The 20392-nt window shown below is 70.1% G+C and carries 20 protein-coding genes and 1 pseudogene; 14 read left to right on the top strand and 7 right to left on the bottom strand.

Features of this window, described 5'->3' with window-relative positions; translation table 11 throughout:
* Nucleotides 1-51 precede the first annotated feature (51 nt).
* The gene (locus IZR01_RS03340; RefSeq protein ID WP_228558862.1) at nucleotides 52-573 is read left to right on the top strand and encodes a glycoside hydrolase family 26 protein; all 522 of its coding nucleotides are present in this window, start codon (nucleotides 52-54) and stop codon (nucleotides 571-573) included.
* Between the two features lie 173 nt (nucleotides 574-746).
* Here IZR01_RS03340 and IZR01_RS03335 read toward each other — a convergent pair whose 3' ends face one another.
* From IZR01_RS03335 to IZR01_RS03325, 3 genes are all read right to left on the bottom strand, one after another.
* Entirely contained in the window at nucleotides 747-2468 is a 1722-nt protein-coding gene (locus tag IZR01_RS03335; protein WP_194922824.1) for an alpha/beta fold hydrolase, read from the bottom strand.
* Nucleotides 2469-2566: 98 nt separating this feature from the next.
* On the bottom strand, nucleotides 2567-3253 hold the full coding sequence (locus IZR01_RS03330; RefSeq protein WP_194922823.1) for a response regulator: 687 nt from the start codon (nucleotides 3251-3253) through the stop codon (nucleotides 2567-2569).
* The gene (locus IZR01_RS03325) at nucleotides 3250-4467 is read right to left on the bottom strand and encodes a sensor histidine kinase (protein ID WP_194922822.1); all 1218 of its coding nucleotides are present in this window, start codon (nucleotides 4465-4467) and stop codon (nucleotides 3250-3252) included. The genes IZR01_RS03330 and IZR01_RS03325 overlap by 4 nt, the downstream gene beginning before the upstream one ends.
* A gap of 156 nt (nucleotides 4468-4623) precedes the next feature.
* Between IZR01_RS03325 and IZR01_RS03320 the strand changes: the two genes are divergently transcribed.
* The 12 genes and pseudogenes from IZR01_RS03320 (at nucleotide 4624) to IZR01_RS03265 (ending at nucleotide 16023) form a co-directional block, all read left to right on the top strand.
* Nucleotides 4624-5637 (top strand): ABC transporter ATP-binding protein, encoded by a 1014-nt coding sequence (locus IZR01_RS03320; RefSeq protein WP_323746894.1) that lies wholly within the window; start codon nucleotides 4624-4626, stop codon nucleotides 5635-5637.
* Nucleotides 5634-6431, top strand: coding sequence for an ABC-2 transporter permease (locus IZR01_RS03315; protein WP_194891772.1), 798 nt, complete (start codon nucleotides 5634-5636; stop codon nucleotides 6429-6431). The genes IZR01_RS03320 and IZR01_RS03315 overlap by 4 nt, the downstream gene beginning before the upstream one ends.
* Nucleotides 6432-6566: 135 nt before the next feature.
* Complete coding sequence (locus IZR01_RS03310; protein WP_194922821.1) at nucleotides 6567-7550, top strand: urea transporter; 984 nt, start codon at nucleotides 6567-6569, stop codon at nucleotides 7548-7550.
* A gap of 63 nt (nucleotides 7551-7613) precedes the next feature.
* Complete coding sequence (locus IZR01_RS03305; RefSeq protein ID WP_194891774.1) at nucleotides 7614-7919, top strand: urease subunit gamma; 306 nt, start codon at nucleotides 7614-7616, stop codon at nucleotides 7917-7919.
* A 2-nt stretch (nucleotides 7920-7921) separates the two neighbouring features.
* Entirely contained in the window at nucleotides 7922-8722 is an 801-nt protein-coding gene (locus IZR01_RS03300) for a sirohydrochlorin chelatase (protein ID WP_228558861.1), read from the top strand.
* A gap of 31 nt (nucleotides 8723-8753) precedes the next feature.
* Nucleotides 8754-9152, top strand: coding sequence for an urease subunit beta (locus tag IZR01_RS52085; protein ID WP_194891775.1), 399 nt, complete (start codon nucleotides 8754-8756; stop codon nucleotides 9150-9152).
* Nucleotides 9152-10876 (top strand): urease subunit alpha, encoded by a 1725-nt coding sequence (gene ureC, locus IZR01_RS03290; RefSeq protein WP_194922820.1) that lies wholly within the window; start codon nucleotides 9152-9154, stop codon nucleotides 10874-10876. Before IZR01_RS52085 ends, ureC begins: the two co-directional genes overlap by 1 nt.
* A 17-nt stretch (nucleotides 10877-10893) precedes the next feature.
* Entirely contained in the window at nucleotides 10894-11607 is a 714-nt protein-coding gene (locus IZR01_RS03285; protein ID WP_228558860.1) for an urease accessory protein UreF, read from the top strand.
* A gap of 33 nt (nucleotides 11608-11640) precedes the next feature.
* Nucleotides 11641-12273: pseudogene (gene ureG / locus IZR01_RS03280) on the top strand (urease accessory protein UreG); the annotation flags it as partial.
* A 35-nt stretch (nucleotides 12274-12308) separates the two neighbouring features.
* Nucleotides 12309-13262 (top strand): urease accessory protein UreD, encoded by a 954-nt coding sequence (locus tag IZR01_RS03275; RefSeq protein ID WP_194922849.1) that lies wholly within the window; start codon nucleotides 12309-12311, stop codon nucleotides 13260-13262.
* A 27-nt stretch (nucleotides 13263-13289) separates the two neighbouring features.
* Nucleotides 13290-14654 (top strand): ammonium transporter, encoded by a 1365-nt coding sequence (locus IZR01_RS03270; protein ID WP_194922818.1) that lies wholly within the window; start codon nucleotides 13290-13292, stop codon nucleotides 14652-14654.
* Nucleotides 14655-14685: 31 nt separating this feature from the next.
* On the top strand, nucleotides 14686-16023 hold the full coding sequence (locus IZR01_RS03265; RefSeq protein WP_194922817.1) for an ammonium transporter: 1338 nt from the start codon (nucleotides 14686-14688) through the stop codon (nucleotides 16021-16023).
* 32 nt (nucleotides 16024-16055) lie between these two features.
* Here the strand turns inward: IZR01_RS03265 and IZR01_RS03260 are convergent, their stop codons facing one another.
* From IZR01_RS03260 to IZR01_RS03250, 3 genes are all read right to left on the bottom strand, one after another.
* Nucleotides 16056-17024, bottom strand: a complete 969-nt coding sequence (locus IZR01_RS03260) for an NADPH:quinone oxidoreductase family protein (protein WP_194922816.1) — start codon at nucleotides 17022-17024, stop codon at nucleotides 16056-16058.
* Between the two features lie 121 nt (nucleotides 17025-17145).
* Complete coding sequence (locus IZR01_RS03255; protein ID WP_194922815.1) at nucleotides 17146-17898, bottom strand: SDR family oxidoreductase; 753 nt, start codon at nucleotides 17896-17898, stop codon at nucleotides 17146-17148.
* A 27-nt stretch (nucleotides 17899-17925) separates the two neighbouring features.
* The gene (locus tag IZR01_RS03250; protein WP_194922814.1) at nucleotides 17926-18870 is read right to left on the bottom strand and encodes a zinc-binding dehydrogenase; all 945 of its coding nucleotides are present in this window, start codon (nucleotides 18868-18870) and stop codon (nucleotides 17926-17928) included.
* Nucleotides 18871-18977: 107 nt separating this feature from the next.
* On the opposite strand from IZR01_RS03250, the gene IZR01_RS03245 reads away from it, so the two are divergent.
* A complete protein-coding gene (locus tag IZR01_RS03245) occupies nucleotides 18978-19586 on the top strand; it encodes a TetR/AcrR family transcriptional regulator (protein WP_323746893.1) in 609 nt (202 codons plus the stop codon).
* Between the two features lie 16 nt (nucleotides 19587-19602).
* Here the strand turns inward: IZR01_RS03245 and ppgK are convergent, their stop codons facing one another.
* The gene (gene ppgK, locus IZR01_RS03240; RefSeq protein ID WP_194891784.1) at nucleotides 19603-20343 is read right to left on the bottom strand and encodes a polyphosphate--glucose phosphotransferase; all 741 of its coding nucleotides are present in this window, start codon (nucleotides 20341-20343) and stop codon (nucleotides 19603-19605) included.
* Between the last annotated feature and the right edge of the window lie 49 nt (nucleotides 20344-20392).

Here is a 20392-nt window from a genome sequence, read left to right as displayed (position 1 = left end):
GGGATCAGTGCGCTGGCCGGTCGGGCCGAGGCGCTGTCGCGTGCCGTCTGGATGGACCAGGGCGTGCTGCATCTGGATCCCTTGTCCGAGGACGAACTCGCCGGCGCGTCGCGGATCACGGCAGTGCTGCAACGCACCGACGCCGACTTCGCCGCGGAGATGAAAGAAGACGAAGGCTGGGGCGGCCACGACCCGGCGAAGTACATCGCCGCCTGGCGCCATATCCACGACATCTTCACCGCCGCCGGCGCGACCAACGTCGTGTGGGCCTGGTGCCCGAACGTCACGGACTCCGACGGCGCACCCTCCGCGATGGACTACTACCCGGGCGACGCCTACGTCGACTGGACCGGCGTCGACGGCTACAACTGGGGCACCTCCGACCCGAGCTTCGCCTGGCAGAGCTTCCACGACGTCTTCGCCGACATCTACCCGCGGCTCGCGGCCAAGGGCAAGCCGATCATCATCGGCGAGATGGCCTCCGACGAAGTCGGCGGCGGCAAGGCGCAGTGGATCGACGACGTCATCCCCACGCCGAAGGCCGACTTCCCGCTGATCAAGGCCCTGGTGTAGTTCGACATCGACAAGGAACGACACTGGCAGATCAACTCCTCGCCGGAGTCGCTCGCGTCCTACCAGCGCATGGCACAGGACCCGTACTTCAATCCGTGACGTTCGGATTCACCGGCACATGGGCTCAGGCGAGGCCCAGCTCACGTGAGTGAGCTGGGCCTCGCGAATCAGCGCTACGGCAGCGGGTGCAGGGGGATGTCGATGTAGGACTCGGCGCCCTTCGGCGACGTGATCTGGACGACCGTGGGCTTGGCTTCGGTCCCGCCGTTGGCGTCGGCGAAGAACGGGTCGTAGGTGTCGATGATCAGCTGGAGTTGGCGGCCCTTGGCCAGGACGTAGTGCGCGGGCTGGAGGGGGAAGGTCGCGGTGCGGGCTTCGCCGGCCTTTCCGCCGGTGAGGGTGAAGGGCGCGTTGGTGATGATGTACGCGTTGCCGTTGGCCGGGTTGCAGTCCAGCAGGTAGGCCACGATGGTGGCCTCGGTGCGGCCGGCGGCGGGCTTGACCGTCACCCGCAGTTCCAGGTCGCCCTGGACCCGCATCGGCTGCTCAAGGGGCGCGGACGTCCAGACCGCCGCTCGGGCGCGGTCCTCGTCCGGGGTCTTGTAGACCTTCGGCAGCCCCATACGCTCGGCCATGCCGGTCTGCACCAGCTTCGGGGCGACGACGACTTCGGTGTCCGCACCGGTCGCCCGCAGCGAGCGGGTCCACCCCGGCTGCGCCGGGCCCTGCGCCATCGTCGCGTCGGTCTGCCCCGACTGGACGGACCCCAGGTGGAACCGCTGCTTGGCCAGGGCGTAGTCCTCCCAGCTGTCGTGATTCACCTCGGACAGCAGGTTGTGCATGTACTCCGAGCGCACGCCGAGCCGCGGCGTCTCGCCCCCGCCGCCGGCGCTGCCGCCCAGGTAGTGGTCCAGCCAGCGGTAGGACATCTCGGTCGGCTTGGCGATCAGGCCGAGCAGCCCGGGCCCTTCGCCGTTGCCGTGGTCGCCGATCTGGATCAGCAGCGATTTCGGGGTCTGAAGCTGAGTGAAGAAGTCGATGACCGCCGGCACCGAGAAGATGGTCTCGTGCCAGTAGGTGCCCATCAGGACAGGCGTCTGATACTCGTAGTACGCCGACAGGTACTCCTTCGGCGAGCGGACCCGGGCGAACTCGCGGACGTCGTCGTCGATGACGTTGTTGCGGATCTTCTCGATGACCTCCCGGAACTCCTTGGAACAGCGGTCCTCGCCGAACAGGGTGACCAGCGCGTCGAAGGCTGCCAGGTGCGTTGTGCCGTTCTCGTACAACGAGGCGAACAGGTCCCCCCAGGCGCTGGCACCGGCCACGACCTTGACGCGCGAGTCGTGCGCGGCCAGCAGCAGGCTGGTCCCGGCTCCGTAGGAGGCGCCGAAGCAGCCGATCCGGTCCTGGTCGACGGCCTCCTGCTCGCTCACCCAGTTGAGGATCTCGCTGCCGTCGGACCAGTCCGTGGGCCCGGCCACCTGTATCTCACCGTCGGACTCGGCCAGGCCGCGCTGGCTGTAGGCGAGCACGACGTACCCGCCGAGCGCCAAGCGCGGGAACATGCCGAGGTAGGCCTTGCGGCCGATCCCGACCAACGGGGCGGGCATCACGACCGTGGGGCAGGTCTGCCCCGGCGCCAGGTTCCGCGGGACGCTCAACGCCGCGTCGATCCGCGTCCCGTCCGACATCACGATCTGGGTCTCCTGGTACGCGGCGACCTCGGAGTACACCTCGTAGGTGTCGGCGAGCCCCCACTGGTCGAGGCGGCCGATACGCCGCGGCGAGGGGTCGAGCAGCGCCTCGCGGATCGCGTCCAGTTGGTGGAGGCTGTCGTCGTCGAGGGCGAACGGGGTGGCCGAGTAGGCGTCGCCGGGCATGGATGTACCCACTTTCCGTGAGGGGAGGATCCCGATCGGGAACGTCTCCCACACTCTCACCGGAAAGGGGACAAAAACAGTCTTCTGCTTCACTCTCCGCTGTGCTATGACTACATCTCGTGACCACTGGGATGAACGCCACCGCCATCGCCGACCAGACCGGACCGGTAGGCGATGATGACCAGCTGGACGCGGTCTCGCGCGCCGAGCTTGTGCAGCAGGCTCCTGATATGCGTCTTGACGGTGCCCGGCCCGATCCCGAGGTGTTCGACGATCTCGCCGTTGGACAGGCCCAGGGCGATGAGGGTGAGGATCTCGCGCTCGCGCTCGGTGACGGCTCGCAGCCGCTGGGCGTCCGGGAGCGGCGGCGCCGGCGGACGTGCGGTGAACTGTCGGATGAGGCGTTTGGTGACCGCCGGCGCAAGGAGCGCCTGGCCGGCCGCGACCGTGCGGATCGCGTCGAGAAGGTCACGCGCCGGGCTGTCTTTGAGGACGAATCCGCTGGCGCCGTTGCGCAGGGCCGCGTAGACGTATTCATCGAGGTCGAAGGTGGTCAGGATCAGGACCTTGACGTCTGTGGACCCGGTGATGAGCCGCGTCGCCTCGATGCCGTCCAGCTCCGGCATCCGGATGTCCATGAGCACCACGTCGGGCGCCAGGGCCGAGGCCAGGTTCACAGCCTCGCGGCCGGTTCCGGCTTCGCCGACGACGGTCAGGTCCGGCGCGGTCTCGACGATTCCGCTCAGCCCGGCCCGCAGCAGGGCCTGATCGTCGGCCACCAGGACGCGCACCGTCACCGGACCGCCTCCGGGTCCAGGGGCAGGCGCGCGCTGACCGTGAACCCGCCCCCGGGTGCGGGACCGGCCTGAAAGTCGCCGCCGTAGAGCTGGACGCGCTCACGGAGGCCGAGCAGGCCGCGGCCGCTGGAGGTGGGCTGGGGCTGGGGCTTGTGCTGGGGCTGGGGCTCACAGTGGCCGGGTCCGGAGTCGCAGACTTCGATGACCAGGCCGTCGTCGCGATAGTCGATCCGGGCCCGAGCCGTGCCGGTGCCGGCGTGCTTGACCACGTTCGTCAAGGCTTCTTGGACGATCCGGTAGGCGGACAGATCGACTCCGGCGGGCAGGGCGCGCGGAGCCCCGGCGATGGTGAGGTCGACCTGGACCCCGGCCTGCGCGACTTGCTTGATGACCTGATCGAGGTCCGCCAGCCCTGGAGCCGGGGTCAGCGACGCGATCTGCGCGGGCACGCCGACCGGTTCTGTGTGCAGGACCTCAAGGAGGCGTCGCATCTCGCTGAGAGTCTGCCGGCCGGCGGTCTCCACCGCCTCAAGCGCGGCGCGCGCCTTCTGCGGGTCGTCTTCCAGGACCAGGCTGCCGAAGCCGGCTTGCACGGTGATCACGGTCATGTGGTGCGCGACGACGTCGTGGAGTTCGCGCGCTATGAGCATGCGCTGCTCGGTGACGCTGCGCCTGGTCGCCTCCAGCTGTGCGTCGGCCAGTTCGGCTTGGGTTCGCAGCAGGTCGCCGGTGTAGCGGCGGTGCATTCCCACGATGTAGCCGAGGGTCCAAGCAGTGAAGTAGAGCACTGAGAAGAACACCGCCGCACCGGTGTGCTGGAAGTCCGGCAGTGCCGTCGACCACGCGGCGGTCTGGGTGATCGCGAGCATGAGCACCGCGTTCCGCGGCCGGCAGTCGGTGGCGACGGTGTATAGGACGTAGGCCAGCGGAACCAGGGCCAGGACGGCCGAGGAGGGATCCGTCGGAGCGGTCACCGCGAAGGCGGCCAGGAGCAGGGCGGCCGCGGCCATCGGCTGTCGTCTGCGCCAAGCGATCGGATAGGCGAAGCACGCGGCGCCAGCCAACGCGCCGAGTATCGCGGCCGGGCTGTCGGCGTGCTTGGCGAGATACGACGCGACCAGGAGCGCGTAGGCGCCGGCGGCCAGGCGGTCCAGTGCACGCCAGTGGCCGGGGCGTACCCGCCTGATCACGGCCGCTTGCGGTGCGAACTGCATGTTTCCCAGGGTAGGCGGGGCTGCCCGGTCCAGTCATGACCCGCTGGACCTATGCCCCAGGGCATAGAACGGCCGTGGTCTGTGCCCGCGGGGAGAAGCGCCGGCCCACTCCCGAGAGGGACGCGCCGGGGTGGGGCTCCCGGCACCGTTGAGCCCATGAGAATGACAAGACAGACAACGATCGAGGTGCCCGGCGAGACGACGATCGAGGCGCGCGGACTGACCAAACGCTTCGGTCCGACCGTCGCGGTCGACGCCCTCACCTTCCAGGTCAGGAGCGGCAGGGTCACCGGCTTCCTGGGGCCCAACGGCGCCGGGAAGTCCACGACGCTGCGGATGATCCTGGGCATGGACACCCCGACGGGCGGCCAGGCGCTGGTCGGCGGCCGGGCCTACCGGGATCTGGCCGACCCCCTGCGGACGGTGGGTTCGCTGCTGGATCCGGCGGCCCTGCATCCCGGGCGGCGGGCCCGGGACCACCTGGGCTGGCTCGCCGCGAGCAACTCGCTGCCGGCCCGGCGCGTGGGTGAGGTTCTGGAGCAGACCGGGCTGTCCGGCGTCGCAGGCAAGCGGGTGGGCGGTTTCTCCCTCGGGATGAAGCAGCGGCTGGGCATCGCCGCGGCGCTGCTCGGCGATCCGCGGATCGTGCTCCTGGACGAGCCGGTCAACGGGCTCGATCCCGAGGGCGTCCTGTGGATCCGGACCCTGATGACGTCGCTGGCCGCGCACGGCCGCACCGTCCTGGTCTCCAGCCACCTGATGAGCGAGATGGAGCTGACCGCCGACCACCTGATCGTCATCGGACGGGGCCGCCTGATCGCCGACATGTCCATGCCCGACCTCATCGCCTCCCACGCCCCCGCCGACGTACTGGTCCGGACACCGCACCCCGCGCTACTCGCCGACGTCCTGCGCGGCCGGGGCGGCATCGTCAGAGGCGAACCGGACGGCGCGCTGGCCGTCACCGGACTGACGTCCGAGGCGATCAGCCAACTCGCGGCCGCGCACGGCGCCGACGTCCACGAGCTGACCACCCGACGGGCCTCGCTGGAGCAGGCCTACATGAACCTCACCGAATCAGCCGTCGAATACCGCGCGTCGCGGGCGACGACAACCGCACCGGCCTCCGCATCCGCATCCACCACGACCCCCGAAGGACCCCGCCGATGACCACCGCACCCACCGGCTACCGAGCGACGCTCCGCTCGGAGTGGATCAAGCTGCGCACCGTTCGCTCCACCTATGCCACCCTCGCCGTGGCAGTCATCATCGGCGTGGGCGTCGGCCTGCTCGACGTCAGCTCCATCGCCGGCCACTGGGACACGATGAACGCCACCGACAAGGCCGCCTTCGACCCGGTCGGCGATTCGCTCAGCGGCTTCCAGTTCGGAGAACTGGCGCTCGGGGCCCTCGGCGTCCTGGCCGTCAGCACCGAATACGCCACCGGCATGATCCGCACCACACTCGCCGCGACGCCGCGGCGCGGCGCCCTGTACGCGGCCAAAGTCCTGACCGCGGGCCTGTTCGCGCTCGCCGTATCGCAGGTCTTCGTGTTCGGCGCGTTCTTCATCGGCCAGGCCGTGCTGTCGGGCAAGCACCTGGACGTCGGACTCGCGGAGCCCAACGTCCTGCGGGCGGTGAGCATGGCCGGATTCTACCTGGCCGTGGTGACGATGGTGGGCTTCGGACTGGGCGCGATCATCCGCCACACCGCCGGGGCGATGGCCGCCATGTTCGCCCTGGTCTTCCTCACCTACCCGGCCGCCCGAGCACTCGAAGGCTTCAGCTACCTCCCGGACCACCTGGTGCTCCCCAACGCGGTGGACGTCCTGGCCACCACGCACGCCCCGACCGGACCACACGCGGCCCGCGTCCCGTCCCTCGGATTCGCATACTTCGACCTGGCGCTCTACCTCGTGGTCTTCCTCGGCCTGGGCGCTTGGCGCGCGACGCGGGACGCTTAGCGCCAGAGCTTAGAAGCGCGGAGCAGCCGTCAGCGGCCGTGGCCATCGTCCGACCACTGAAACAGGAGAGCGACCCGCTCACCCGTTTGTATCGCCGGCCGGGTGCGGTGGCCGCGCCGAGGCTAGACATGATCTGTGGCAACTCAGCGGACCGACGAGGCCGGCCGGAATCGTGCGGACGCTGCCGCCTCGTCCGCGCCGATCCACTTCATCGTCGAAGTGCTTCGGGGCCAGGCTCAGGTGGACTTCATGCCCAGCGCGCTGTGCGGTGTGTTCTTCACCGTCGCGCTGTTCGTCTCCGGCTGGCGGTACGGCTTCTACGGACTGCTCGGCACCGCTTTGGCCACCGGCACGGCGATCGCGCTGGGCGTCGACCGGGACCGGGTCACCGCGGGGCTGGAAGGGTTCAACGGGTGCCTGGTCGCGGTCGGGTTCGCGGTCTTCCTCGGCGCGGACCACGCCTCGACCTGGCTGCTCGCCGCGGCCGGCGCGATCACCGTCACCGTCGTGACCGCCGCCTTGGACCAGGTGCTGTCGACCTGGAACATTCCGACCTTCACGGCGCCGTTCTGCATCATCGCGACCGTCATGATCGTCGCGGCGCCCGGCTTCCGGCGCGTGTGGCACAGCGAGAAGAACCTCGCGGCGTTTCCCGGAGTGGCGACCGGTAAGACCGCTCTGAACTGGCACGATACCTGGCACGCGTTCCTGGGCAACGTCGGGCAGATCTTCTTCATGCCGCAGTGGTACGTCGGCCTGCTCTTCCTGCTCGGCATCTTCGCCGCGAGCCGGCTGGCCGGCGCCATGGCCTGTCTCGGCAGCGCCGTCGGGATCCTGGTCGCCTGGACCCTCGGGTCACCGGCCGACAGCGTGGCCCAGGGGCTGATGGGCTACAACGCGGTCCTGGTCGCCATGGCCCTGTGCGGCGTGTTCATCAAGGTCAGCGGTTGGAGCGTCGCCTACGCCGTCCTCGGCGCCGCCGTCGCGACGGTGCTGACCACGGGGCTGGGCAACTTCACCAGCACCTTCGGCGGGCATGCCTTCACCTGGCCTTTCGTCCTGACAGCGCTGGCTTTCGTCGCCGCGGTCCCCTCCTTCCCCCGACTCCGGCGGACCTGACCTGACCGGAACTGACCTGACCCGACCAGACCTGACCGGACCACCCCCGAATGTGAGGCGAGCATGAACCTGGCCCCCCGCGAGATCGACAAGCTCTACATCTACGTCGTGGCAGACCTCGCGGCCAAGCGCCGGGCCCGCGGGGTGAAGCTGAACTACAGCGAGGCGTGCGCGCTGATCAGCGAGGCCATCCTGGAGGGCGCCCGGGACGGCAAGAGCGTCGCGCAGTGCATGGAGATCGGCAAGCAGGTCGTCTCGGCCGGCGACGTCATGGACGGCGTGCGGGAGATGCTCGCGCTGCTCCAGGTCGAGGCCGCGTTCGTGGACGGCACCAAGCTCGTCTCCTGCCACGACCCGGTCGGTGCCTGACGGTGAGCGCCCCGGCCGTGGAGAACACCACGCAGGCCACGGTCGTCCTCGTCGGCGGACACGAGAGCGACCGGGCCGAGGCTCTGCACGCGCTGACCCAGGACAGCCCGCTGACTCGGGCCTGCGCGTCCGGTCAGGAGCTCGAAGAAGCTGTCCGCGAAGCGCTGATCGGCTCTGAGCTACCGGTCTGCGTCGTGCCGATGACGCTGGGCCGCGACCCCAAGCTGGTCGCGGACGCCGCCAGGACGCTCGCGTGGGTGGCCCGAACCGCCGGTCCGGATCCGCGCATCGCGCTGGCCGAGCCCTTCGGAACCGCGGAGCATCTCATCGGATGGCTCCGGGCCGCGGCGGGCCGGGCCGCCGTCGCCGCCGCCCGGGCGACCGATGCCGACCCGGCCGATGTCGCGGTTCTGGTCACTGCGAACCCCTCGAACCCCTTCGACGACGCCGAACTGTTCCGGATCGCCCGCCTGGTCCAGGTGCAGGGGCGGGCACCGTGGGTGGACGTCGCGTTCCACGGGGGCGATCCAGACGTCCAGACCGCCGTCGATCGTTGCCGGCGGCTCGGCGCGCGCCGGGTCGCCTTGGTGCCCGCCGGGTTCGCCCCGGCGGCCGAGGTGGCCGGAGCGGTCGACGCCGGTCCGCTCCTGGCACCGTCCGCGATCTCCGGCGTGCTCGCCGCGCGGATCGGGGCCGCTCTGGACCGGCTGCGAGCCGGCGAGGACGGGATCGCGGCAGGACTGCACGCGGAGCACCACAACCACAGCCACGCCCATAGCCACAGCCACGCATCAGGACGCTGACCACCACCGACCGCAGGAAGGGACGAGCACGATGTCAGGTGACTCGAGGTACATCTACGGCGACGAGCCAGTGGAGATCAACGCGGGCCGCAGGAAGGCCTCGCTCACCGTCCGCAACACCGGCGACCGGGCCGTCCAGGTCGGATCGCACTACCACTTCTTCGAAGCCAACCGCGCCCTGGACTTCGATCGCGACCAGGCCTTCGGCATGCACCTGGACCTGCCGGCCGGCACCGCCGTCCGCTTCGAGCCCGGCGACACCAAGGAGGTGGCGCTCACCGAGTACAGCGGTCACAAGCGGCTGGTGGGCTTCAGCGGCCTGACCGACGGCGGCGTCAACTCCACCGACACCCGCGGCAAGGCGTTCCGCAAGGCCGTCGAACGCGGCTTCCGCGGCGCGCGTCTGGAAGACCAGGAAGGTGAGCGCTGATGGCCACGCTGCCCCGCAAGCAGTACACGGACATGTTCGGTCCGACCGTCGGAGACCGCTTCCACCTGGCCGACACGAACCTGGTCGTCGAGGTGGAGAAGGACTACAACGTCGGGCACTACGGGGATGAGGCCGTCTACGGCGGCGGGAAGAGCATCCGCGACGGTATGGCCCAGGATCCGGTGGCCACCGCCGCCAACGGCGCGCTGGACACGGTGATCACCAACGTGGTCGTGATGGACGCGGTCCTGGGCGTCGTCAAGGGCGACATCGGGATCAAGGACGGCTTCATCGCCGGGATCGGCAAGTCCGGGAACCCGCACACCCAAAGCGGTGTGGACCCGGCTCTGGTGATCGGCCCGGGCACCGAGGTGATCTCCGGGGAGCACCTGATCGCCACCGCCGGCGGCATCGACTGCCACATCCACTTCATCTCCCCGCAGCAGGCCGAGGCCGGCCTGTCCAACGGCATCACGACCCTGATCGGCGGCGGTACCGGCCCCTCGGACGGCACCAACGGCACCACCTGCACGCCCGGGCCCTTCAACATCGGCTGGATGTACCAGGCCGTCGAGGGTCTGCCGGTGAACGTCGGGCTGCTCGGCAAGGGCAACAGCTCGCTGCCGTTCTCCCTGCGCGAACAGGTCGAGGCCGGGGTGTGCGGGCTGAAGGTGCACGAGGACTGGGGCAGCACCCCGGCCGCGCTGTCGTGCGCGCTGGACGTCGCCGACGAGTACGACGTCCAGGTGGCGGTGCACACCGACACCCTCAACGAATCAGGGTTCTTCGAGGACACCCGCTCGGCGATCGACGGCCGCACCATCCACACCTTCCACACCGAGGGCGCCGGCGGCGGCCACGCCCCGGACATCATGCGGGTGGCCGGCGAGCCGAACGTGCTGCCGTCCTCGACCAACCCGACGCTGCCGTACACCGCGAACTCCGTGGACGAGTTGCTGGACATGGTGATGGTCTGCCACCACCTGTCCCACGACATCCCCGAGGACGTCTCCTTCGCCGACTCCCGGGTGCGCGCCGAGACCATCGCCGCCGAGACGGTCCTGCACGACGAGGGCGTCATCTCGATGTTCTCCTCGGACTCCCAGGCGATGGGCCGGGTCGGGGAATCCTGGACCCGCGCGTTCCAGACCGCGCACCACTGCAAGGACAAGCGCGGCAAGCTCGACGGCGACAGCGAGCGCAACGACAACCACAGGGTTCTGCGTTACCTGGCGAAGATCACCATCAACCCCGCCATCACGACCGGCACGGCGCAGTACATCGGCTCGCTGGAGACCGGGAAGCTGGCCGACATCGTGCTGTGGCCGATCACCTCCTTCGCGGCCAAGCCCAAGATGGTCATCAAGGGCGGCGCCATCAACTGGGCGCTGATGGGCGACCCCAACGCCTCGCTGCCGACGCCGCAGCCGGTCTACTACCGGCCGATGTTCGGCGCCTTCGGCAGGGCCAGGCAGGCCACCCGCGTCTCGTTCATGTCGCAGGCCGCGATCGACCTGGGCGTACCGCGGCGGCTCGGCCTGGAAAGCAAGGTGCTGGCGGTCCAGCACTGCCGCTCGGTCGGCAAACAGCACATGGTCCGCAACGACGCGCTGCCGAAGATCGTGGTCGACCCGGAGAACTACAAGGTCACGCTCGACGGGGTGCCCGCCACCATCGAGCCGGCCCGCACGCTGCCGCTGAACCAGCTGTTCTTCCTGGCCTGAGCACGATGGTGACGGCGATGACGACGACGATGGCGACGACGCAGGACGGCCTGGACGCGCTGCTGGTGAGCCTCCAGCTCACGGACTCGGCGTTCCCGAGCGGCTTCTACACGCTCTCGCACGGGCTCGAGGGCTACGCCCAGGCCAAGGCCGTGACGCCGGAATCGCTGCCGGCGCTCCTGGCCGATCTGCTGCGGCACTCGGTCGGCCCGGCCGACGCCACCGCCCTGGCGGTGGCCCATCGGGCTGTCCGCGGCGGTGACTGGGAGCTCGTCATCGACGCCGACCGGCGGCTGCACGCGACCAAGCTGAACCGGGAGCTGCGGCAGGCCTCGACGCGAACCGGACGGCAGTTGTTGGACCTGGCCGGTGAAGTCCTCGACGCCGCCGAGATCAGCCGGTACGCCGAACTGGTCGCCGCCAAACGCACGCCGGGTTCGCAAGCCGTCGCGCTCGGCGTCGCCTACGCGGCCGCCGGAGTCCCCGCCGAGCAGGCAGTGGCCGGCGACCTGTTCGCCTTCTCGTCGAGCTTCGCCGGCGCGGCGGTACGACTGCGGCTGACCGACTTCCGCAAGGCGCAGGTCCTGCTGCGGGCCATGGCGCCGGTCATCACCGAGGTCGCCCAGGCCGCGCTCGGCCGCGACCCGGCCGACATCGGCGGCTGCGTCCCGGTCGCCGACGTCATGTCCGGACGCCACGAACGAGCCCCGGCCCGGCTGTTCGCCAGCTGAGCAGCACACAGACACCTACGGCAAACGGCAAGGAAGGCAATCCCCATGGCGGACAGCGTTCTGCGGGTCGGCATCGGCGGCCCGGTCGGCTCCGGCAAGACAGCCCTCATCGAGGCCCTGGTGCCGATGCTCATCGGCCGAGGGCACCGGCCCGCGGTCATCACCAACGACATCTACACCCAAGAGGACGCCGCACACGTACGCCGGACGCTGGTCGGCGTTCTGGATCCCGAACGGGTCGTCGGCGTGGAGACCGGCGCCTGCCCGCACACGGCCGTGCGTGACGACCCGACCATGAACCTGGCCGCCGGCGCGGAGATGCTGGACCGCTTCCCCGACGTCGACACCCTGCTGTTCGAATCCGGCGGCGACAACCTGACCCTGACGTTCAGCCCGGCCCTGGTCGACATGTTCCTGTTCGTCCTGGACACCGCCGAGGGCGAGAAGATGCCGCGCAAGGGCGGACCCGGCATCACCGAGTCCGACCTGCTGGTCATCAACAAGGTCGACATCGCGCAATACGTGCGGACCGACCTGGCCGTGATGGAGTCCGACGCCTACCGGGTCCGCGACGGCCGACCGGTCGCGCTCACCAACTGCCTGACCGGACAGGGCCTGGAGGCCGTCGCCGACTTCCTCGACAGCTTCCGCAAGGTCCCGGCATGACGGCGACGGCCGAAGCCGGACCGGAGGCGGCACCGATGCCCGGGCCGCAGCCGCCGTCCGTCGAGCGCCGACTCCGCCCCGAGCACTACGAACCGGAGCGGGTACCACCGGAGATACTCCGACACGCCGGCCGCCCGGACACCCTGGCGGTCGGAAGCCCGGGCAAGGTCGGCGTCCTGGAACTCGGCTTCCAGCGGATCGGCGGACGCACCGAGCTGGTCGCGCACTACCAGAAGTCGCCGCTCCAGATCATGAGGCCGCTGTACATCGACCCGGCCCGCCCGGACCTCGCGTTCGTCTACCTGATGTCGACCGGCGGCGGAATCCTGCAAGCGGACCGGCTGCGCACCGACCTCGACTGCGGCGCGGACACCGCTGTCCACATCACCACCCAGGCCGCGACCAAGGTCCACCGCATGGACTTCGACTACGCCACGCAGATCGTCAATCTGCGGGCCGGACCGAACTCCCACGTCGAGTACCTGCCCGAGGCGGTCATCCCCTTCGGCGGATCCCGCTTCTATCAGCACACGGTGATCACCGCCGATCCGTCCGCGACGGTCCTGGCCGGCGAGACCGTCCTGGCCGGACGGCTCGCCCGGGGCGAGCGCCACGGTTACGACGCCTTCGCCTCTGACTTCGAACTCCGCCGCCCGGACGGTGAACTCCTCGCCCTGGACACCGTCCGCCTGGAGCCCGCCGGCCTCGGCGTGACCGGGCCCGCGGTGCTCGGCGGGCACGACGTCATGGCGACGCTCTTCGTCGTCACGGCTGGGGCGGACGCCGCGGTGGTCGCCGACACCCTGCACGATGCCGTGGCTGATGCCGGTGTCCGGTACGGCGTCAGCATCCTGCCCGGCGACTGCGGCGCCTGGGTGCGGATCCTGGGCGACCTCTCCCCCGCCGTCAACGAGGCGATGCGCCGGGCCTGGGACGCGGTGCGCCGGCTGCTGATCGGCGTCCCCGCGCCGGACCTCCGGAAATCGTAGAGCCGAGCAGAGAGAAGCAGCCCTGACATGCCACGCGCCTTCGACTCCGGAGACACCGCCTGGCTGCTGGCCAGCACCGCCATGGTCCTGCTGATGACCCCGGGCCTGGCCTTCTTCTACGGCGGGATGGTCCAGACCAGGCACGTCCTGGTGATGATCAAGATGAGCTTCGCCTGTCTGGCGGTCGTCACGGTGCTGTGGCTGGCGGTCGGCTACAGCCTGGCGTTCGGCACCGACGTCGGCGGCGTCGGCCTGATCGGCAACCTCGACCACGCCTTCCTGCGCGGTATCGGCCTGACCACCCTGCACGGCAGCGTCCCGACGATCCTCTTCTCCTGCTTCCAGATGTCGTTCGCGATCATCACCGTCGCGCTGATCAGCGGGTCCATCGCCGGGCGGGCCACGATGCGCGGCTGGCTGTGGTTCGCGGTGATCTGGGCCCTGCTGGTCTACGTGCCGCTGGCGCACTGGGTGTTCGCCCCCGACGGCTGGGTCACCGGACACCTGGGCGCGCTGGACTTCGCCGGCGGCCTGCCGGTGGAGCTCAACTCCGGTGCGGCCGGTCTGGCCGTGGCCATCACTCTGCGCAGCCGCAAGGACTTCGAGCGCCGGCAGGTGCGGCCGAACAACCTGCCGCTGGTCGTCATCGGCTTGGCCCTGCTGTGGTTCGGCTGGTTCGGCTTCAACTCCGGCTCGGCCCTGCAAACCGCCGGCGTCGCCCCGGTCGCGTTCCTGAACACCCAGCTGGCGGCGGCCGGGGCGATGATCGGCTGGCCGCTGATCGAGCGCTGGCGCCTGGGCCGGGTGGAGATGCTCGGCGTCGCCTCGGCCGCCGTGGCCGGGATGGTGGCGATCACGCCGTCCTGCGGGGCGGTGGACCCGGTCGGAGCGCTGGTCATCGGGTTCGCCGCCGGCATCGTGTGCTGCTTCGCCGTCAACATGAAGTACAAGATCCACGTCGACGACACCCTGGACGTGGTGGGCGTGCACGGCTGGGGCGGCATCGTCGGCGTCCTGTCGATCGGCGTGTTCGCCACCACGCAGGTCAGCGGTAAGAAAGGGCTCTTCTACGGCGGCGGCCTGGACCTGCTGTGGCGGCAGGCCGTGGCCGTCCTGGCCTGCGGGGCCTTCTCGTTCCTCGCGACCTGGCTGATCGCGCAGGCCGTCGACCGGACGATCGGGTTCCGGACCCGCGAGCTCTACGAGGACGTCCCCGGCCAGGACGCGGAGATCGCCTACGACACCGAGACCCTCGACCAGATCCGCCAGCGCCTGGGCCCCTCGGAACCGGCGCCGGTACGGGCCGGGAACGGGACCGGCTCGGCGCCCAGCGACGTGGAACTGCTCGAACAGGTCGTCAAGGTCCTGGACCAGCGGGAGCGGGAGAAATGACGCACAAGGACGAGGATGAAGGTGCCAGCTCATGACCGGTGACTTCGGAAGCGGGAACACCGCGTGGCTGATGGTCGCCACCGCCATGGTGCTGCTGATGGCGCCCGGTCTGGCGTTCTTCTACGGCGGCATGGTCAAGACCGGCCAGGTCATCGCGATGCTCAAGATGTGCTTCGGGTGCGTCTCGTTCGTCACGGTCATCTGGTTCGCGGTCGGCTACAGCCTGGCCTTCGGCCCCGACGCCGGCGGCGCGGGGGTGATCGGGGACTTCAGCCACTCCTTCATGATCGGCATCGGCCTGACCACCAAGACCGGATCGGTCCCGACCATCCTGTTCGCCCTGTTCCACATGATGTTCGCGATCGTCACCGTCGCGCTGATCAGCGGATCGGTCGCCGGCCGCGCGACGATGCGCGGCTGGATGGTCTTCGTCTGCTTCTGGACCCTGCTCGTCTACGTCCCGATGGCGCACTGGGTGTTCGACCCCGACGGCTGGATCCACAAGCAGGTCGGAGCGGTCGACTTCTCCGGTGGCACGGTCGTGGAACTCGGCTCCGGCGCCGCCGGACTCGCCCTGGCCGCGGTCGCGGGCAAGCGGGAGGACTTCGAACGGCAGCCCATCCGCCCGCACAACCTCCCGCTGGTCGTCATCGGGCTGTCGCTGCTGTGGTTCGGCTGGTTCGGCTTCAACACCGGCTCCTCGCTGGAGGTCCCCGGCGGCGCGGCGATGGCCCTGGTCAACACCCAGATGGCGGCGGGCGCCGCGATGATCGGCTGGGCGGTCACCAGTTGGTGGCGCAAACGCCAGGTCGGCCTGCTGGACATGTGCATGGGCGCGGTGACCGGCATGGTCGCGATGACCCCGGCGGCCGGCGACGTCACCCCGACCTGGGCCGTCATCATCGGCTTCCTGACCGGCCTGACCTGCGCCGTCGCCGTCAGCTGGAAGTACCGCCTGGGCGTGGACGACACCCTGGACGTGGTCGGCATCCACGGCTGGGGCGGGCTGTTCGGCATGGTGATGCTCGGACTGGCCGGCACCGGCGTGCTGTCCGGCCACAAGGGCCTGTTCTCCGGCGGCGGCTGGACCCTGGTCGGACGACAGCTGACCGCCATCGTCGCCATCGGCCTGTTCTCCTTCATCATGACGTCCCTGATCGGGAAGATCATCGATCTCACCGTCGGGCTGCGCCTGCCCGGCGGCGCGATCGACGAAGAGCAGGCTTACGAAGGCGACGTGTCCGAGCAGCTGGCCGGGCTGGCCGACTCGATCCGCGGGACCGGCGAGGAACCGACAGAAGCCGGCGCGGTACTGGCCAGGCTTCGAGAAGTCATCGCCCACGGCTCGAAACCGTCCTCGGGACAGTAGGCGGCCCCGCTCGATCCGTTCACCGTGGACGATCAGCGGACCTGGAGAACCACCTTGCCCGCGGCGGCGCGTTCGGCCAGTTCGAGGACGGCCGCCGAGGCGTTCTCCAGGTCGTGGACCGACGCCAGAACCGGATCGAGCGAGCCGTCCGTGAGCAGCGGGAGGAGTTCGTCCCACTGCTGGCGCGGGTATTCGGGTCGCGCCATCCAGTACGCGCCCCAGCCGACGCCGACGACGCTGATGTTGTTCAGCAGGAGCCGGTTGACCTTGACGGTGGGGATCTCGCCGCCGGTGAAGCCGATGACGAGCAGGCGGCCCTCGGGGGCCAGGCTGCGCAGCGAGTCGGTGAAGCGGTCGCCGCCGACCGGGTCCACGACGACGTCGACACCGCGGCCGCCGGTGAGTTCGGCCACCGCCGCGCGGAACCCGTCGGCCGGGACGGTGTGGTGGGCTCCGGCCCGGCGTGCCGCCTCGGCCTTGGCCTCGGTCGAGACCACGGCGATCACCTGCGCCCCGAGCGCGCGGGCCAGCTGTACGGCGGCGGTTCCGACGCCGCCGGCCGCACCGTGGACGAGCACTGATTCCCCGGCTCGCAACCCGCCCCGGCGGACCAGAGCGAAATGCACGGTGAGGTAGTTCATCGCGAGCCCGGCCCCGGCGGTGAACGACAGGTTCTCCGGCAGCGGGAAGACGAACCCGGGATCGACGGCGACCTGCTCGGCGAAGCCGCCGAAGCCGGGGAACGCCGCGACCCGGTCGCCTTCGGCGAAACCGGATCCGGCCGGCGCGTGGCGGACGACACCGGCGACCTCGCTGCCCGGCGTGAACGGCAGCTCGGGCTTGAGCTGATACTCGCCTCGGGTCAGGAGCACGTCCGGGAAGGTGACCCCGGCCGCGTGCACGTCGATGAGGACTTCGGTGTCGTTCGGCCGGGGTTCGTCGACCTCGGCGATGACGATCGAGCCGGGGCCGTCGAGCCGGGTGACCTGGGCAGCGCGCATACTTCGGATCCGTCCTGTCGGTAGGTGAGCATCAAGCGGCATTGAGGGCCGTACAGCACCGGTGCCCAAGGTAGGCCACGGCGAGCAACAAGTCCTTGACCGCCGGGTTCCGGCTCGGCCCTCAGCCCATCTTGGCCACGAAGCGCAGCGGAACGTGGCGGATGACGAAGCCGAGCGGAATCCAGGGCCAGCCGGGAACCTTCGCCTGCGCACGCTCGGCCTCGATCGCCTTGACCATCGCCCGCACACCCTTCTCGGTCGACACGGTGAGCGGCATCTTCGCCGAGCGGGAACTCAGTTCGGAGGCTATGTAACCGGGCAAGACCGTCGACACCTTGATCGGGGTGCCGATCAAGTCCGCGCGGATCCCCTCGGCCAGAGCCGCGATCCCGGCCTTACTAGCGGCATAGGTCGTCATGGTGCGAGGCATGCCCCGCACGGCGCTCATGGACGAGACCACTACGAGGTGGCCGGCCTGCTGGAGCCGGAAGATCTCCAGCGCGGCCTCGCACTGCGCCAGGGCGGCGACGAAGTTGGTCTGGGCGGTCTGCACGTTGGCCGCGAAGCCGCCGGTACCGATCGGCTGCCCCTTGCCGACTCCGGCGTTGACGACGACCCGGTCCAGCCCCCCGAGGTCGTCGCGGAAGGCTTGGAAGACCTCGAAGACCCGCGCGTGGTCGTTGACGTCCAGGACCCGGACCGAGACCTTGATCCCCGGGTGCGCGGCCAGGAGTTCCTCGCGCAGCCGGTCCAGGCGGTCGGTACGGCGGGCACACAAAGCCAGGTCGCGTCCCTTGGCGGCGAAGTCCCGGGCCATCTGTTCCCCGAGCCCGGAGCTGGCGCCGGTGATGAGTATGCGTTTACGGATGCTCACGATTGGCTTCCCTGTCGGTAGTGGGACTCAGAAGGTGAGGACGATCTTGCCGATCTTGCCCCCGGCCGCGAAGGACGCGTAGGCCTCGGCGACCTGGTCCAGCGGGTAGGCCGCGGCCAGCGGCACGTGGACGCGTCCCGCGCTCACCGCCGGGAGCACGTGCCGTTCGACCTGTCGGGCCAACAGCGCCTTCTCCTCCAGGGAGCGGGTGCGCAGGTTGGTCCCGACGATGCTGGCGCGCCGGTACACCAGGTCGATGAGATTGAGGTCGGCGCTGAAGCCGCCGCCGACCCCGATCACCACGATGCGGCCGCCGACGGCCAGCGACTGTAGGTCGGTGGCGATGTTCGGGCCGCCGACGAGTTCCAGGATCACGTCGTAAGGCCCGCCGGAGATGAAGTCGTCCGGGGCGATGACGTGCGCGCCGAGGGCGGCCACGGCCGAACGCGCGCCGGGATTGCGGACCGTGGCGGTGACGCGGGCACCCACGGCGGCCGCGAGTTGGACGGCTGCGGTACCCACTCCCCCGGCGGCACCGTGCACCAGCAGGTGGTCCCCGGCCTGGAGCCGACCCTGGTTGAACAGGGCGTCGTAGGCGGTGGAGAACACCTCGGGGAACGCGCCGTCCTGCGGACTGTCCAAGCTCTCGGGGACGGGCATCAGCTGGCGCTCGTTCACGACCGCCAGTTCGGCCTGCCCGGCGCCGGCGACCAGGGCCATCACCCGGTCCCCGACCCTGAAGCCGGTGACGCCCGGCCCGATGCCCGCGACCTCGCCGGCCAGTTCCAGACCCGGGATGTCGTCCGGGACGCCGGAGCCTGGCGGCGGCGGATACAGGCCGATCAGCTGCGCCTGGTCGGCGCCGTTCAGCCCGGCGGCGTGGACGCGGACCAGGACCTGTCCGGCGCCCGGTACCGGGTCGGGGTGCTCGGCGACGACGATCTTCCCGTCGCGGATGGTGGCGGCGCGCATGGCGATCTCCTGCTTTCGGGGGTGGCCGGGACGTGCCGCCGATCGCGGTATGGCGGCCTCCACCTGCGGATGTATACAATGCCCACATTAGAGAGAGGATGTGTGCAGTGTCAACATCGAAGCTCGGCTACCACCACGGCGACCTGCGGGCCGCGTGTCTGACCGCGGCGCTGGAGCTGCTGGCCGAGGGCGACGAGTCGACGGTGTCGCTGCGCGCGGTGGCCCGGCGCGCGGGCGTGTCGCCCAACGCGCCCTACCGCCACTACCCGGACAAGGACGCGCTGCTGGCGGCGATGGCCACCCGGGGATTCCATGATCTGCGCGACGCGCTGATACAAGCCGGCACCCACGCCGCGGAAGAGGACAGGTTCGTCCCGATGGCCCAGGCCTACGTCGGCTTCGGCATCAGCAACCCGGCGCTGTTCGGACTCATGTTCGGGCACCCCTGCGGCCGCGACCATCCGGAGACCTCGGCCGCCGCCGCCGAGACGATGGCGGTGCTCGCCGAACGCGTCGGCACCGCCGTCCCGGCCGACCGGCACGACGCTTTCCTGACCGGCGCCTGGGCCCTCGTCCACGGCCTGGCCGCGCTGGTCATGGACGGCAAACTCGCCGCGGACGACCGGCCGGCGCTGGACGCCATGATCCGCTCAGTCGTGCAGACCATGCTCGGTCAGGTCGGTCTCGGCTCGGGGGCGCGCGACGACGCGCCGTGAGTCACCGGGGAGAGCGTCACCGCGCCCTGGAAGCCGTCATCGCGGCCCCGACGATCCCCGCGCTGTTCCGGAGCGTGGCGGGAACGATCTCGGCCCTGATCCCCTCGATGAGCGGCAGGAACCGGTCGGCCTCGCGGCTGACGCCGCCGCCGATGATGAACAGGTCCGGTGAGAAGAGCATCTCCACGTGCGCCAGGTACTTCTGGACCCGGCGCGCCCAGTGCGCCCAGCTCAGGTCCTCGTCCTCCTTGGCTTTGGACGACGCGTGCGTCTCCGCGTCGCGGCCGTGCAGCTCCAGATGACCGAGCTCGGTGTTGCGAACGAGGCGGCCGTCGGTGAAGACCGCGCTGCCGATACCGGTCCCGAAGGTCAACAAGATGACCGTGCCGTCGCGATCGCGGCCGGCCCCGAAGGTCATCTCGGCGATGCCGGCCGCGTCGGCGTCGTTGAGCACCGTCACGGGCAGGCCCAACCGGGCACCCAACAGCGCGTGGGTGTCCAGGCCGATCCATTGCTTGTCCATGTTGGCGGCCGTGCGGGTGACACCCGCCGTGACGACCCCCGGGAACGTCATACCGACCGGCCCGGTCCACCCGAAGTGGCCGACCACCTCGGCGACGGCGTCAGCGACGGCGTCGGGAGCGGACGGCTGCGGCGTCGCGACCTTGTAACGCCCGGCCGCGAGATCCCCGCTGTCCAGGTCCACCGGAGCACCCTTGATCCCGGACCCGCCGATGTCCACGCCGAAAATCTGCACGGACTCGACGATAGAACCGGACGGCGACGGCCGCAGCCGGGATGAGCGA

Origin of the sequence: Catenulispora pinisilvae (genome assembly GCF_015356865.1) — a bacterium.
In the GTDB taxonomy this organism is placed as follows: Bacteria; Actinomycetota; Actinomycetes; order Streptomycetales; family Catenulisporaceae; genus Catenulispora; species Catenulispora pinisilvae.
The sequence above is the reverse complement of the archived record's forward strand: the minus strand, read 5'-3'. Positions and strand labels throughout refer to the sequence as shown.

Excerpts from the sequence above, each read along its gene's own strand:
- IZR01_RS03340 (WP_228558862.1), top strand. The coding sequence starts at position 52 with ATGGACCAGGGCGTGCTGCATCTGGATCCCTTGTCCGAGGACGAACTC.
- IZR01_RS03325 (WP_194922822.1), bottom strand. The coding sequence starts at position 4,467 with ATGCAGTTCGCACCGCAAGCGGCCGTGATCAGGCGGGTACGCCCCGGC.
- IZR01_RS03320 (WP_323746894.1), top strand. The coding sequence starts at position 4,624 with ATGAGAATGACAAGACAGACAACGATCGAGGTGCCCGGCGAGACGACG.
- IZR01_RS03315 (WP_194891772.1), top strand. The coding sequence starts at position 5,634 with ATGACCACCGCACCCACCGGCTACCGAGCGACGCTCCGCTCGGAGTGG.
- IZR01_RS03305 (WP_194891774.1), top strand. The coding sequence starts at position 7,614 with ATGAACCTGGCCCCCCGCGAGATCGACAAGCTCTACATCTACGTCGTG.
- IZR01_RS52085 (WP_194891775.1), top strand. The coding sequence starts at position 8,754 with ATGTCAGGTGACTCGAGGTACATCTACGGCGACGAGCCAGTGGAGATC.
- ureC (WP_194922820.1), top strand. The coding sequence starts at position 9,152 with ATGGCCACGCTGCCCCGCAAGCAGTACACGGACATGTTCGGTCCGACC.
- IZR01_RS03285 (WP_228558860.1), top strand. The coding sequence starts at position 10,894 with ATGACGACGACGATGGCGACGACGCAGGACGGCCTGGACGCGCTGCTG.
- IZR01_RS03275 (WP_194922849.1), top strand. The coding sequence starts at position 12,309 with ATGCCCGGGCCGCAGCCGCCGTCCGTCGAGCGCCGACTCCGCCCCGAG.
- IZR01_RS03270 (WP_194922818.1), top strand. The coding sequence starts at position 13,290 with ATGCCACGCGCCTTCGACTCCGGAGACACCGCCTGGCTGCTGGCCAGC.
- IZR01_RS03265 (WP_194922817.1), top strand. The coding sequence starts at position 14,686 with ATGACCGGTGACTTCGGAAGCGGGAACACCGCGTGGCTGATGGTCGCC.
- IZR01_RS03260 (WP_194922816.1), bottom strand. The coding sequence starts at position 17,024 with ATGCGCGCTGCCCAGGTCACCCGGCTCGACGGCCCCGGCTCGATCGTC.
- IZR01_RS03250 (WP_194922814.1), bottom strand. The coding sequence starts at position 18,870 with ATGCGCGCCGCCACCATCCGCGACGGGAAGATCGTCGTCGCCGAGCAC.